The sequence below is a fragment of the Dethiosulfovibrio peptidovorans DSM 11002 genome (assembly GCF_000172975.1).
GTDB classification, from domain to species: domain Bacteria; phylum Synergistota; class Synergistia; order Synergistales; family Dethiosulfovibrionaceae; genus Dethiosulfovibrio; species Dethiosulfovibrio peptidovorans.
The window spans coordinates 1982645-1996700 of sequence record NZ_ABTR02000001.1 but is presented as its reverse complement, the minus strand read 5'-3'; the positions used below and the strand labels follow the sequence as shown (position 1 = coordinate 1996700).

12 protein-coding genes are annotated in these 14056 nt (G+C 52.3%); all 12 read right to left on the bottom strand.

Annotated elements, in window-relative coordinates; genetic code table 11:
• Positions 1-90: 90 nt before the first annotated feature.
• Positions 91-969 (bottom strand): protein translocase subunit SecF, encoded by an 879-nt coding sequence (gene secF, locus DPEP_RS09555; RefSeq protein WP_005661633.1) that lies wholly within the window; start codon positions 967-969, stop codon positions 91-93.
• Between the two features lie 16 nt (positions 970-985).
• Entirely contained in the window at positions 986-2380 is a 1395-nt protein-coding gene (gene secD / locus DPEP_RS09550) for a protein translocase subunit SecD (RefSeq protein WP_005661632.1), read from the bottom strand.
• A gap of 96 nt (positions 2381-2476) precedes the next feature.
• Positions 2477-2854, bottom strand: a complete 378-nt coding sequence (yajC, locus tag DPEP_RS09545; protein WP_005661631.1) for a preprotein translocase subunit YajC — start codon at positions 2852-2854, stop codon at positions 2477-2479.
• Between the two features lie 72 nt (positions 2855-2926).
• A complete protein-coding gene (locus DPEP_RS09540) occupies positions 2927-3562 on the bottom strand; it encodes a redox-sensing transcriptional repressor Rex (protein ID WP_005661630.1) in 636 nt (211 codons plus the stop codon).
• 34 nt (positions 3563-3596) lie between these two features.
• On the bottom strand, positions 3597-4886 hold the full coding sequence (eno, locus tag DPEP_RS09535) for a phosphopyruvate hydratase (protein WP_005661629.1): 1290 nt from the start codon (positions 4884-4886) through the stop codon (positions 3597-3599).
• 31 nt (positions 4887-4917) lie between these two features.
• Positions 4918-5205, bottom strand: coding sequence for a S4 domain-containing protein (locus DPEP_RS09530; protein WP_005661628.1), 288 nt, complete (start codon positions 5203-5205; stop codon positions 4918-4920).
• Positions 5206-5219: 14 nt separating this feature from the next.
• Complete coding sequence (gene rpoD, locus DPEP_RS09525; protein ID WP_005661627.1) at positions 5220-6365, bottom strand: RNA polymerase sigma factor RpoD; 1146 nt, start codon at positions 6363-6365, stop codon at positions 5220-5222.
• 26 nt (positions 6366-6391) lie between these two features.
• Positions 6392-8140 (bottom strand): DNA primase, encoded by a 1749-nt coding sequence (dnaG, locus tag DPEP_RS09520; RefSeq protein ID WP_005661625.1) that lies wholly within the window; start codon positions 8138-8140, stop codon positions 6392-6394.
• A gap of 110 nt (positions 8141-8250) precedes the next feature.
• Positions 8251-10209 carry a sodium-translocating pyrophosphatase gene (locus DPEP_RS09515; protein ID WP_005661623.1) on the bottom strand — a complete coding sequence of 653 codons (1959 nt, stop codon included), beginning with the start codon at positions 10207-10209 and terminating at the stop codon, positions 8251-8253.
• A gap of 130 nt (positions 10210-10339) precedes the next feature.
• The gene (guaA, locus tag DPEP_RS09510) at positions 10340-11872 is read right to left on the bottom strand and encodes a glutamine-hydrolyzing GMP synthase (RefSeq protein WP_005661621.1); all 1533 of its coding nucleotides are present in this window, start codon (positions 11870-11872) and stop codon (positions 10340-10342) included.
• 158 nt (positions 11873-12030) lie between these two features.
• On the bottom strand, positions 12031-13668 hold the full coding sequence (gene groL, locus DPEP_RS09505; RefSeq protein WP_005661620.1) for a chaperonin GroEL: 1638 nt from the start codon (positions 13666-13668) through the stop codon (positions 12031-12033).
• Positions 13669-13727: 59 nt separating this feature from the next.
• The gene (gene groES / locus DPEP_RS09500) at positions 13728-14018 is read right to left on the bottom strand and encodes a co-chaperone GroES (RefSeq protein ID WP_005661619.1); all 291 of its coding nucleotides are present in this window, start codon (positions 14016-14018) and stop codon (positions 13728-13730) included.
• Positions 14019-14056 lie beyond the last annotated feature (38 nt).

Here is a 14056-nt window from a genome sequence, read left to right as displayed (position 1 = left end):
GGGAAAGGTCATCGAAAACTCTCCGACGGACATTGTAATAAAAAGAGAGGAGGAGCACCAGGCTTCCTCCTCTCTGAAAAACTGTCCGAACTAATGTTTGACCGGAGATTTGGTGAACCACTCGTCCAGTATCGAGCTGGCCACGTAAATGGAACTGTAGGTCCCCACCACAATCCCCACCATGAGGGCAAATGAAAAGTTCGACAGGACCGGGCCTCCCCATATATAGAAGGCTAAAACGGGAAGAAACGTGGTAAGCGAGGTATTTATCGTCCTGGACAAAGTCTGGTTTACCGATACGTTGAAAAGACCGTCGATTCCCCAACCTCTTAGGTGTTTCCAGTTCTCCCTCACCCTGTCGAGAACCACGATAGTATCGTTCAGGGAATAGCCCACGATGGTCAGAATCGCCGCTATAAAGGTGACCGATATCTCCCTTCCCATGATGCTGAAGATACCCAGGGTTATTATCGAGTCGTGCAGCAGGGCCAGCACACTGACCACGGCAAAACGAAACTGAAACCGAACTGTGATGTAGATCAAGATCCCCACCAGAGCGAGCCCGAGAGCTATGAAAGCCTCTTTACGAAGCTGATCTCCTACCACCGGTCCGACCTTCTCGAATCGTAGAACTTGAACCGAGTCGTATTTAGCCTTGAGAGCATTGAGTACATCTCGTCGAGCATCCTCTTCGTCGGCCTTCATCCTTATGATGACCCCTTTATCGCTATAGGCCTGTATAACAGCCTTGTCCTGACCGACCCCGGCCAACACATCTCGAACCTCTCCAACCTCTACGGGAGAGCCGAACTCCAACTGGACCAAATTGCCGCCGGTGAAGTCTATCCCTAGGTTGAGTCCTCTGGAAAACAAAGACCCCAAGCTCACCAACAGTAAAACCATGCTCAAAACCATGGCTTTTTTACGAAAAGCCATAAAATCAAAACGATATTCCGCTGTTTTATTCATGTCGACCGGCCTCCCGTTACTTCCTACGAGCCAGAGAAGGTATGCTGTTATGGCTGACCATGACCTGGAGGAGGACACGGGTCACCAACACTGCGCTGAAGACACTAGCCACTATTCCGAAAGCCAGAGTAAGGGCGAATCCCCTGATAGGTCCACTTCCGAAATAGTAGAGGACCGCTGCCGCTATCAACGTAGTCACGTTGGCATCGAGAATCGTCTTGAAAGCTTTCTTGAACCCCGAATCCAGCGAAGCGAAAGGAGTCTTGCCGTCCCTGTATTCCTCTTTGATACGTTCGAATATCAATATGTTGCCGTCGACGGCCATTCCTATGGTAAGGATGATACCGGCGATTCCGGGAAGGGTCAGAGTGGCCTTGAAGCTTATCAGCAAAGCGAAGAGGATCAAGATCGTTACCGACAGGGCTATATCGGCGGCGATTCCCAAGATCCTGTAGTAGAGCAACATAAACAGGATGACCAGGGCACACCCTATAAGCCCCGCCTTAAGCCCCGAATTGATAGAGTCCGCTCCCAGAGTAGGCCCTACCGAACGGTTCTCAAGCACATCGACAGGAACAGGCAAGGCTCCGGCACGAAGCATAATAGCTAGGTTGCGAGCTTCTTCCGGCGTGAAACGACCGGAGATCTGGGCTGCACCTCCGCTGATCCGCTCCTGAACAACCGGGGCGGACACCACAGTTCCGTCGAGCACTATCGCTATCTGATTGCCGACGTTCTCGGCTGTGGCCGAGTCAAAGAGCTTTGCGCCATCGTCGTTGAACTCCAGGCTTACGACAGGCCTTCCCAGGTTATCGTAGGTCGCCTTGGCGTCCTTGAGGTCTTTTCCTCCGACATACACCGGTCCGAGAAGGTATATACGTCCGGCCTCATCGCTTCCCACTACCGCACCGGACTCGGAGGAAGCCTCCGACCGCAAACGGCTTTCAAGTTCGTCCCTGTCGGCCTTTACCTCGTTCCATCTTGAAACGGCGGCCTGGTATTCCTCATCGGAATCGTAGTTCTCCCTCTGAGCTTTAGGAGGTAGAGCAGAGGTAGCCTGAAGTACCTGTCTGAACTCCAAAAGGGCGGTTTTGCCTATCAGTTCAAGAGCCTGTTCAGGGTTTTCCACACCGGGAAGGTCCACTATCACCCTGTCCTGCCCCTCCCTTTGTATGAGAGGCTCGGATACGCCATATTGGTCGACCCTGTTTCTAAGGACTGCAAGGAGTCTTTCGACGCTGTCGCCGGTCAAGGGATTCTCGTCGGTACCCTTTGCCTGGAGAACTATATGCGCTCCTCCCTTGAGGTCGAGCCCGAGATGAATCCGCCCTTTTATTGGGAAAACCGACACCAAGGCGGCGATAACGACGACGGCTACCAACGTGAGCCGCCAACGATCTTTTCTCAGCATAGAACGTCACTACCTCCTCAAAAAAATAAAAAAATAAAAAAACGAAAAAGGAGTGGATGCGTAAAGGACACCCACTCCGGTCGAAACCGAAGGTCTCTACTTCGCCTCGTCTGAGTTCTCGCCCTTATCCTCCGTGTTATCGTTCTTGGGCTCGGACGTGGTCTCGTCCTTTACCGACTTCTTGGCATCAGGGGTTTCAGTAACCATTTTGCTGGAAACAGACCCCTTAAGGACTCTGACCTTGACGCCGTCGGCTATCTCGAGGATCAGGCTATCGTCCTTTACTTCTCTCACGATGCCGATGAATCCACCGGCTGTCACTACTCGGTCCCCTCTGGTTAGAGACCCTAAAAGTTCATCGTGCTTCTTCTGACGCTTCTTCTGTGGTCTTATGATGAAGAAGTAGAAGATGACGACGAATATCACCAGAGGAAAAAACATCTGCATCGCGCCCGCCTGTCCAGTTTGATTCAACGATACCGCCTCCTATATCTTATATCCCTTGTCCACGACCAGGAATAACTATTCTACCATGGACCGGGAAGTTTATATACTTTCGGTTCCCTCGTGCTTTAGATAAAAGAGCAGTTTCTCCAGCTCTACCGAAATATCGACGGAGTACACTATGATACCTGGAGGAGCGACGACGGAAGAAGGGGAGAAGTTCAGGACTCCTTTTATCTGCCCTTTCTCCGTACCGGCATCCACGCATCTTTGCGCGGCATCCTTAGGAACCGTCAGTATGAGTATCTCTATATCCATCTCTTCCAGTTTTCCAGGCATATCGTCGACGTGGAAACATGGCCGTCCGAAAAAAGTCTCTCCTACCTTTTCATCCGAGACGTCGAAAAGCGCTATGATCTCATATTTATCCGATAAAAAGGCCTTATGGTCCAACAGGGCCTCTCCAAGCCTTCCCACTCCGACCAGGCCTACATTCCATTTTCTAGGAGGAGATAGTATATCGGATACGTGTTTCAAAAGTCGATCGACGTTATACCCGACGCCTCGTTTTCCTATTTCTCCGAAGTAGGAGAGGTCCTTTCTCACCTGGCTGGCCTTAAAACCCAGCATATCCCCTATTTCCTTGGAGGAGATTACCTGTACCTTGTCTCTGTCCATACGATCCAGAAGTCTACGATACTGGACCAACCGCTCTACCGTAGGTTCCGCGACCTTCATCCGCATCCCTCATCCGCCATCGAGGATGCAACCTTCACCTACGAACCTTAAGCCCTTTTATCGAAGAGAGCCCGGCATAAGAGGTGCAACAGCCTATAGCTTCCTCTATACGAAGAAGCTGATTGTACTTGGCGACTCGGTCGGTTCTGGCAGGAGCGCCTGTTTTTATCTGCCCCGCCGACACAGCAACGGATAAGTCGGAGATAAACGTGTCCGAGGTTTCACCTGAACGATGAGATATAACGGTGGAGAAACCGGCGTTCTTAGCCGTCCTTATGACCTCAAGAGTCTCGGTCAGAGTACCTATCTGGTTGAGTTTTATCAATATGGAATTTGCGGAGTTCATCTCTATGCCTTTGCTCAGGCGATCTCGATTGGTGACGAAAAGATCGTCTCCCACTATCTGGATCTTGTCACCCAAGGTTTCGGTCATCAGGGCAAAGCCCTCCCAGTCTTCCTCTGCCATTCCGTCCTCTATGGAGACTATAGGGTAATCCTTGCACAGACCTTCATAGTAACCGTTGAGATCCTCGGCGGAAAAGGACTTCCCCTCTCCCTTAAACGAGTATACTCCGCCGGAGAACAGCTCGGAGGCGGCTACGTCTACAGCTATACCTACCTGGTCGCCGGGAGTATATCCGGCCTTCCCTATCGCATCGACCAGTATATCGAACCCTTCTCTGTTGCTCCCCAGGTTAGGAGCAAAGCCTCCCTCGTCTCCCAGTGACGTGGAGTAGCCCTTTTCCTTGAGCATCTTCTTCAAGGTGTGGTATATCTCTACGTTCATCCTGAGAGCCTCGGAAAAACTCGATGCGCCGTAAGGCATCACCATGAATTCCTGAATGTCCAGGTTGTTGTCTGCGTGTGCACCTCCGTTTATGACGTTCATCATGGGGGTAGGGAGGGTGAAAGGGCCTAACCCACCGATATAGCCCCAAAGAGGCATGTCGTAGTAATCGGAAGCGGCTCTAGCTACCGCCAGAGACACTCCCAGGATAGCGTTGGCTCCGAGATCGCCCTTGTTGGGAGTCCCATCCAGATCGATCATTGCCCCGTCTATATAGGACTGTTCCGAGACGTCCATTCCGACGATCTCCGAAGCGATCCTCTCGTTGACGTTCTCGACCGCCTTAAGGACCCCCTTCCCCATGTAGCGACTGCCTCCGTCTCTCAATTCCACCGCCTCGAAGGTTCCAGTAGAAGCTCCCGAGGGAACGGCAGCCCTGCCTATCACGCCACATTCCAGCGCAACCTCCACCTCTATCGTAGGGTTTCCCCTCGAATCGAGAATTTCTCTGCCGTGTATTCCAACTATGGTACTCATGCAACTACCTCCCAATCCTGCAAGTAAAGAGCTATCGATCCCAAAGCTTAGTCTCTGGATTCACCCTTTTGTCCTCTATCAACCTGTAAGGCTCGCAGCCCCGTCTCTTCAAGACAGCCTCCTCGTCCACTAAGACTTCCACTACCAGAAGCCTGCGAGGAAAGGCCACCTCAAGGGTGGAACCGACCTTCACGTCCGACGATGGCTTAACCTTTCTACCGTCTATCCTCACTGCGCCAGCTTCCACCATCTCCTGGGCTACAGTCCTTCTCTTAACCAATCTGGCAAGTTTTAAAAATTTATCCAATCTGATAGCCATGGCCCCCTAAAGAATCAAGACATGTAGTCTCTCAAAGTAACGCTCCGACTGGGATGACGAAGTTTTCTCAAAGCCTTTGCTTCTATCTGACGGATCCTCTCTCTGGTGACTCCGAATCGACGACCGACATCCTCCAGAGTGTAGCATTGACCGTCGTCAAAACCGAATCGAAGTCGGAGAACCTGCTTCTCCCTGTCGGTAAGCCCCTCAAGGACATCGTCCAACTGATCCCTCAGGAACTCCATCGAGGTGGAGTCGTCGGGACTTATCATGTCCTTATCCTCTATGAAGTCTCCCAGTTCGCTATCGTCTTCCTCCCCTACCGGGGATTCCAAGGATATGGGCTCCTGAGCTACCTTCCTTATCTGGACTACCTTGGCTGGCTCTATGCCCATCTCCGCGGCTATTTCCTCGTCGGTGGGCTCTCTTCCCAAGCTCTGAACAAGATTGCGGGAGGCTCTCATCACCTTGTTGATAGTCTCCACCATATGGACCGGTATCCTTATGGTCCTGGCCTGGTCCGCTATTGCCCTGGTGATGGCCTGTCGGATCCACCAGGTGGCATAGGTACTGAATTTATAGCCTCTAGAGTAATCGAACTTCTCGACGGCCCTGATGAGCCCCAGATTACCTTCCTGTATCAGATCCAGAAAGAGCATCCCACGTCCCATATACTTCTTGGCAATGCTGACTACCAGACGGAGGTTGGCCTCTATCAGCTGAGACTTGGCCTCGTCGTCCCCCATCTCTACCCTCTTCGCCAGTTCCACCTCTTGAGGTTGATTCAGCAGAGGAATGGTACCGATCTCCCGAAGGTACATCCTGACAGGGTCTCCACCGCCTCCGGAGTCGGAAGAGACCGATTCTCCGGAAATGCGAGAAGAGGGATCGTCGCCTTTTTTTTCATCCTCGTCGTCGATCCCTTGGATATCTATCCCCAAGGCTCGGAGATTATCGTATATCTTCTCCAGTAACACCTCGTTCAGGGTCTGAGGGGTCATATGACGTTTGATGTCCTCTTTGGTAACGAATCCCTTGCTCTGCCCCTCGAGAAGAATGTCCTTTATCTTATCGAGGTACTGGTCCAGAACGATCTCGGTATGATCCGCTCCTATATCTAGATCATCGCTTACTTCCTGCTGGTCAACGATGTGCTTCATACCACAACCACCGTCCTCTTCCACAATCAGGAACCTTTCTGGGATACCAGTTTCTGTCGAAGGTCCTCCATCTCCCTTATTTCCCGGGTCGTAGCTTCCCCTTTGAGCATTTTTACACGAAGTTCATTATACCTCATCTGCCCCTTTTGGCGATAGAGAAGATGACAAAAATGTCGCCATTTCCAGTCGGAATTTTGAGTGAATTCGTCCAGATAGGCTCCTCCTCTGGCTAAAACGCGAAGCTGAAAGGTCTCCCCCATCTCGAGCCATCGCTTTTCCAGAGATGAGGGGGATTCTCCCATCATTATGGAGCTGGCCATGAGTTTAAGTCTCGGATCGGAGAGAAGTTCCACAACCTCTCGGGTATCGCATTTTCTACGAAGATCGCATTCGCTCCAGAGCAAGGAGATCAGAGCTATCTCCGGCAAAGGAGGCATTTCCTGGCTTTGCTGGCCTTCATCTGGAAGGGATGAAGGGATCTCTTCTGTATCGAAAGAACGATCGGTCTTCCTGCGCTTGGAGCGGACTCTCTCCAATGCGTCCAGAACCTCGAAATCTCTTATACCTAACAAAGCGGCCAAAGAGGGAAGATAGGGAGATACATCGGTCACGTCTATGTTTGAAAGGCCCTCTAAAAGATCGTGAATCGCCGACTTTCTGGTCCTGTCGTCCTTGATGGCAGGAGAGAGCAATTTTATATGATGTTCTACCAGCGGCAAGGCCTCTTTCAGACAATCATTGAAACGGGCCTTTCCACCGTCGGACCTCAAGAGATCGTCCGGATCCTTCCCCTCGGGAAGAGCGACGACCTTTACAGATAATCCTGCTTGCTGAAGGACGTACATCCCCCTTATCGCCGCAGTCTGTCCCGCCTGATCTGCATCGTAACAGATGAAGACCTCATCAGCCAATCGTTTTAATATGGTCGCCTGGTCCTCCGTCAAAGCAGTACCTAAGGTCGCTACCGTCTGAGGATAGCCCTCCATATGAAGTCGCAAGGCATCCATATATCCCTCGACTATTATCGAGTGTCCGCCGTTTCTTATAGCCCCCTTAGCTTTGTCTATCAGATAAAGGGTTCTCCTTTTGCTGTAGATCTCGGTCTCAGGGCTGTTGAGATACTTCGCTCCGTCACCGTCGACGATACGTCCACCAAAAGCCACTAAACGACCGGTGATATCCCTGATCGGGAAGATAACCCTGCCTCGGAATCTATCGTAAGGACCTCGGTTTCCTCTGAGGACAAGCCCACACCTCTCCGCGTCTTTTAAGGATATCCCTTTTTTCTTGATATATTGGACCATAAAAGACCAAGAGGGGGGAGACCACCCCAATTCGAACGACGACCGGACCTGGGGAGGGATCATCCTACGGTCCAGATATCCTCGAGGAACACTCCCCTGATCCCCATTCATACATGTTCTAAAAAGGGAACAAGCTTCCTCCATTATGTCGAAAAGAGTTTTTTTACCGGATCCGTCGCTTCGTCGATATGACTCGATCTCTATACCTGCTCGGCGAGCCAGAAGGGAGAGAGCCTCAGGAAATGAAAGCCCCTCTTTTTCCATTACAAAGCTGAAGATATCCCCGCCCTTCCCGCATCCGAAACAATGCCAGGACTGCCTCTCCTGGGATACGTAAAAGGAAGGAGTTTTCTCTTCGTGAAAAGGGCATAGACCTTTGTAGTTTCTCCCGCTCCTGGTCAGTTTTACGTAATCTCCGACGATATCCACGACATCTAGTCTGGATTTTATTCTATCCACGTCGTCGCCCACAATCTCACCCCCTCAAAAGGTAAGTTTATCAAAAAGCGGGGAGAGCATATGCTCTCCCCGCTTTAGATGGTAAAACCGGATATCCGATTCGTAGGCTTAAATATCTCCTGCTACAGGAAGAGAGGGGCCATAACCACGGCCACGACGGACATCAGCTTGATGAGAATGTTGAGACTCGGACCGGAGGTATCCTTAAAGGGATCTCCGACGGTGTCTCCGACCACGGCGGCGGCGTGTTGCTCGGTGCCCTTGCCTCCGTGATGTCCCTCCTCGATATACTTTTTGGCGTTATCCCAGGCTCCTCCGGAATTTGACATGAATATAGCCAACATTACACCGGTAACTATGGCTCCTCCCAACAGTCCTCCGAGAGCTTCAGGACCGAGGAAGATACCGACCAAAACTGGACATACTATGGCCAAAAGACCGGGCAAAACCATTTCCTTGAGAGCCGCACCGGTAGAAATCTCGACGCACTTTTCGTATTCGGGACGGGCCGTTCCCTCCATGATGCCGGGAATCTCCCTGAACTGACGTCTGACCTCGTCTATCATTTTCTCTGCAGCTCTTCCTACAGCCTGTATGGTCAGGGCACTGAAGAGGAAGGGAAGCATCCCACCGAGAAAGAGTCCGGCCATGACGGTCGGGTTGCTGAGGTCGATGGCTTGGAGGTTCACCGCAGCAGCATAGGCGGCGAACAGGGATAGAGCAGTAAGAGCGGCTGAACCTATAGCCAATCCCTTGCCCATAGCGGCAGTGGTGTTGCCAACGGCATCAAGTTTATCGGTTATCTTCCTGACCTCAGGAGGAAGCTTGCTCATTTCGGCGATACCGCCAGCATTGTCGGCGATGGGACCATAGGCATCTACGCTTAGGGTCATGCCGGTGATAGAGAGCATCCCAACGGCGGAACAGGCTATGCCGAAGAGGCCGCCGAACTTATAGCTGACCAGAGTGGCTACACATATCATTATAACGGGGACTACGGTGGAGATCATTCCCACCGCGATCCCGGAAAGGATCGTCGTGGCAGCACCCGTCTCGGTAGCCTGGGCTATCTGTTTCACCGGCTTGTAGTCTGCCGAGGTGTATATCTCGGTAACCCAGCCTATAAGGACACCGACCAGGATCCCGGAGAGGACGCTCCAGAAAAGGGCGATATCGTCCATCATGAACTTGGTGGCCAGGAAAGCTCCTACCATCATCAAAGCCCCGGTAAGGAAGGTTCCCTTTCTGAGAGCGGCCTGTGCGTTGCCTCCCTCTTTGACCTTAACGACTACAGTACCGAGGATCGACGAAATTATCCCTATACCGGCCAGCACCAGAGGGTATGCGACACCGACACCTCCGGCAACTATGACCCCTATAGCCATGGCGGCTATTATGGAGTTCACGTAGGACTCGAAAAGGTCGGCTCCCATGCCGGCGATATCTCCGACGTTGTCTCCGACGTTATCGGCGATGGTAGCAGGATTTCGGGGATCGTCCTCGGGAATCCCCGCCTCGACCTTGCCAACCAAGTCTGCTCCGACGTCGGCAGCCTTGGTATAGATTCCTCCACCGACACGGGCAAACAAGGCGATGGAGCTGGCACCGAATCCGAAACCGGTTATGACGCTGGGATCACGATACAGGAAATAGCAAACGAGTATTCCCAATACACCGAGCCCGACAACCGCCATGCCCATCACACTGCCGCCTTTGAAAGCCACGTTGAGAGCGGGATTCATCCCTCTCGTGGCAGCATAGGCGGTCTTCCCGTTGGACTTGGTCGCGACGTTCATGCCGATATATCCGGCAACGGCGCTGCACATGGCTCCGAGAACAAAAGCCAGAGCTGTGGGCAATCCGAGCTTCCAGGTTAAAAGCACGGCGACCAAGATCACGAAGGGGAAAAGCCAACGATATTCTCTGTTCAAAAAAGCCATGGCACCGCGATGGATGATGCTGGAAAGCTCCTCCACCCTCTCGTTATCGACCCTGAAACCACTGACCTTGCGATAAGCCATCATCGCATAGATCAGGGCCAGAATCCCGGAAAAACCGACAAGCAAAAACACTTGACCCATAAAACAGACCTCCTCTGTGTTCGATACAACACACCGTTAACGAGGCCCCCCATTAGGAGGATCACCTCATCAAAGCTCCAACATTATAGTAAAGGGACAGGATAAAAACAAGCAAAGGTCCGGCCCGAAACTACTCCCATTCTATGGTTGCAGGCGGTTTGCTCGTTACGTCGTAAACTACCCTGTTTACTCCGGATACCTCGTTACATATCCTGGTGGAAACCCTGTCGAGAACCTCCATTGGAAAACGAAACCATTCTGCGGTCATTCCATCCGAGGAGGTTATAGCTCGAAGGGCCAAAACCCTGGCGTAGGTCCTGTCGTCACCCATAACCCCTACGGTGTAGACCGGGAGTAACACCGCAAATGCCTGCCATATACTATCGTACAGACCGGCCCTTTTTATCTCGTCGATATATATTCGATCGGCCTTCCTAAGGACATCCAATTTTTCCTTGGTGATATCTCCAAGGCAACGGACAGCCAAACCTGGGCCGGGGAAAGGATGACGATTGACTATATCCTGAGGCACATCAAGTATCCTTCCGATAGCCCTTACCTCGTCCTTGAAGAGATCTCTGAGTGGCTCTAGGACCTTCAGATCCATGTCCTCGGGAAGACCTCCGACGTTGTGATGGCTCTTTATTACCGCAGCGTTTTTCCCCTGATGGCCACTTTCTATGACATCCGGATAGAGGGTCCCCTGCAGAAGCCACTTGGCATCGGATATCTTCGCCGACTCGGCCTCAAAAACTCTAACGAAAAGCTCTCCGATAATCTTACGTTTTCTCTCTGGATCGGTGACACCTTCCAATGCGGTCAGAAAACGTTCCGAAGCATCCACATGAACGACGTTTAAATCCATGGCCTCGTAGCTCTCCAAGACCTCCTCGGCTTCCCTGTCCCTGAGCATTCCGGTGTCCACGAAGATACACTGAAGCCTGTCCCCGATAGCCTTGGACACCAAAGCGGCGGCCACGGAAGAATCCACGCCTCCTGAGAGACCGCAGATAACCCGGTCGTCGCCTACTTTAGACCTGATGGAGGCCACGGAACTCTCCACCCAGTCTCCTAGATCCCAGTCTCCGTTACACCCACACACCTTAAACAAAAAATTAGAAAGCATTGTCATTCCGTGTTCTGTATGGGCGACCTCAGGGTGGTACTGAAACGCCACCAGCCGTCCGTCAAGGCTGCGAAAACCGGCGACAACACCGTCGTCGGTCTTGGCAGTCAAGACCATGTTCTCAGGGATGGCCTCGACATCGTCGCCGTGACTCATCCAAACCTGGATCCTGGAGGGAACTCCATCATAGACCGTCGCCTTGTCATCCACTATGGTGACGTGAGCTCGACCGTATTCCCTACTTGTGGATGACCGAACCCTTCCTCCCATGGCCTTACAGATGTACTGCATCCCATAACATAGTCCCATCACAGGGACCGACATATTCAGTATGGCAGGATCTATCCAGGGGGAACCTTCTTCCAAAACGCTCCTAGGACCTCCGGATATAACCACACCCATAGGAGATCTGGCTTCTACCTCCTCCAAGGTGGCGTCCCACGGCATTATCTCGCTGTGTACTTTCAATTCCCTGATGCGCCTGGCTATCAGCTGGGTAAACTGAGAGCCGCAGTCCAAAATCACGATATTTTCCATGATCTCAAAGTTCCTCCCCCGTTTAAATACGAACCTTCCCGTCGCTCCATTCATGATACCAGAAAGGGAGGCCTTGGTGATCTTTCAAGCTATAAAATCGAAAAAAGGAACCCCCGGTGAAAAACCGGGGGTTCCGGAAAGATCCTCTAGGACAGAATCTAGTACATACCGCCCATTCCGCCGGGCATCCCGCCCATTCCGGCAGCAGGATCGCTCTTCTCCTCGGGCTTGTCGGCCACGAGAGCCTCGGTGGTCAGGACCATTTTAGACACGGAAGCCGCGTTCTCCAAGGCACTCCTGGTAACCTTGACGGGATCGATGATACCCTCTTTGATCATATTGACATATTCTCCGGTGGCAGCGTTAAGCCCAAAACCGTCTTCCAGGCCTCTTACCTTCTCTACCACAACGTCGCCCTGAAGGCCAGCATTGGTGGCTATAAGGTGGAGAGGCGAGGAGAGGGACTTGAGGACCAGGCTGGCGCCGGTCTTCACGTCTCCATCAAGATTCTCAATCTCCTTGGCCAAGCCATCGATGCAGCTGACCAGGGCGACACCGCCTCCGGCAACGATGCCCTCCTCGACGGCAGCTCTCGTAGCGGCCAGAGCGTCGTCGATCCTGAGCTTCAGCTCTTTCTGCTCAGTCTCGGTAGCGGAGCCGACCTGTATCACAGCAACTCCTCCGACTATCTTGGCAAGACGCTCCTGGAGCTTCTCCTTGTCGTAATCAGAGGTGGAATCCTCAAGCTCCTTGCGAATCTGAGCGGCCCTCTTGCGAATATCCTCGGGGTTACCGGCACCCTCGACTATGGTGGTCTCTTCTTTGGTAACCCGGACCTTCTTGGCCTTACCGAGCTTGGAGAGTTCCACGTTCTCCAGCTTCTCGCCCAGGTCGGAGGTGATCACCTCTCCGCCGGTCACGATGGCGATGTCCTGAAGCATGGCCTTACGACGCTCGCCGAAGCCGGGTGCCTTGACAGCAGCAACCTGCATAGTACCGCGCAGTTTGTTGACAACCAGGGTCGCCAGAGCCTCGCCCTCTATGTCTTCGGCGATTATGAGAAGAGGTTTCCCGGTCTGGACCACCTTCTCCAATATAGGAAGGACGTCCTTGATGTTGCTGATCTTGCCATCGTATATCAGGATATAGGCGTCTTCGTGAGCAGCCTCCATACGCTCGGGATCGGTAACCATATAGGGACTGATATAGCCCTTGTCGAACTGAAGTCCCTCCACGGTCTCAAGGGTGGTTCCCATGGTCTGACTGTCCTCTACGGTGATGACCCCGTCCTCGCCGACCTTCTCCATCGCCTCGGCAATCAGTTTACCGACCACCTCGTCGTTGGCGGAGATGGAGGCCACTTGGCTGATCTCCGACTTGCCCTTAACCTGTATGGACTTCTTCTTCAGGTCTTCGGTTATGAAATCGACGGCCTTCTCGATACCGGTGCGAAGGAACATCCCGTTAGCGCCGGCAGCTACGTTCTTCATGCCCTCGTGGATTATCTCCCTGGCGAGAACGGTCGCCGTGGTGGTACCGTCTCCGGCCACATCGTTGGTCTTGGAAGCGACCTCCTTGACCAGCTGGGCCCCCATATTCTCGTAAGGATCGTCCAGCTCAATCTCCTTGGCTATGGTTACACCGTCGTTGGTGATAGTCGGAGAGCCGAATTTCTTCTCCAAAACGACGTTACGTCCCTTGGGGCCAAGGGTAACACCTACGGTATCAGCGACTTTATCGATCCCGCGCTCCATTGCGCGACGAGCTTCCTCACCAAAAGCGAGAATTTTTGCCATAGTTGTCGAACCTCCCGTTCTTTCTATCGGTAAATTAAAAGGCTAACGTTCTTAAACGTCTACTTCTCTATAACGGCGAGAACGTCTCTCTCGCTGAAGATCACATATTCGTCTCCGTCGATCTTTACCTCCGTACCGGCGTACTTACTGAAGATGATCCTGTCGCCGACCTTAAGCTCAATGGGGAGCTTCTGACCGTTCTCCAGAACTTTTCCGGACCCTACGGCCATTACCTCGCCTTCCTGAGGCTTCTCCTTGGCAGTGTCGGGCAAGAAAAGTCCACCTTTTGTCTTTTCTTCACTGGTAACTACCTTGACTACAATACGATCCGCAAGGGGTTTGAGATTCACGCTAAATACCTCCCTCAAAATTTCTTTGGTGATATTAG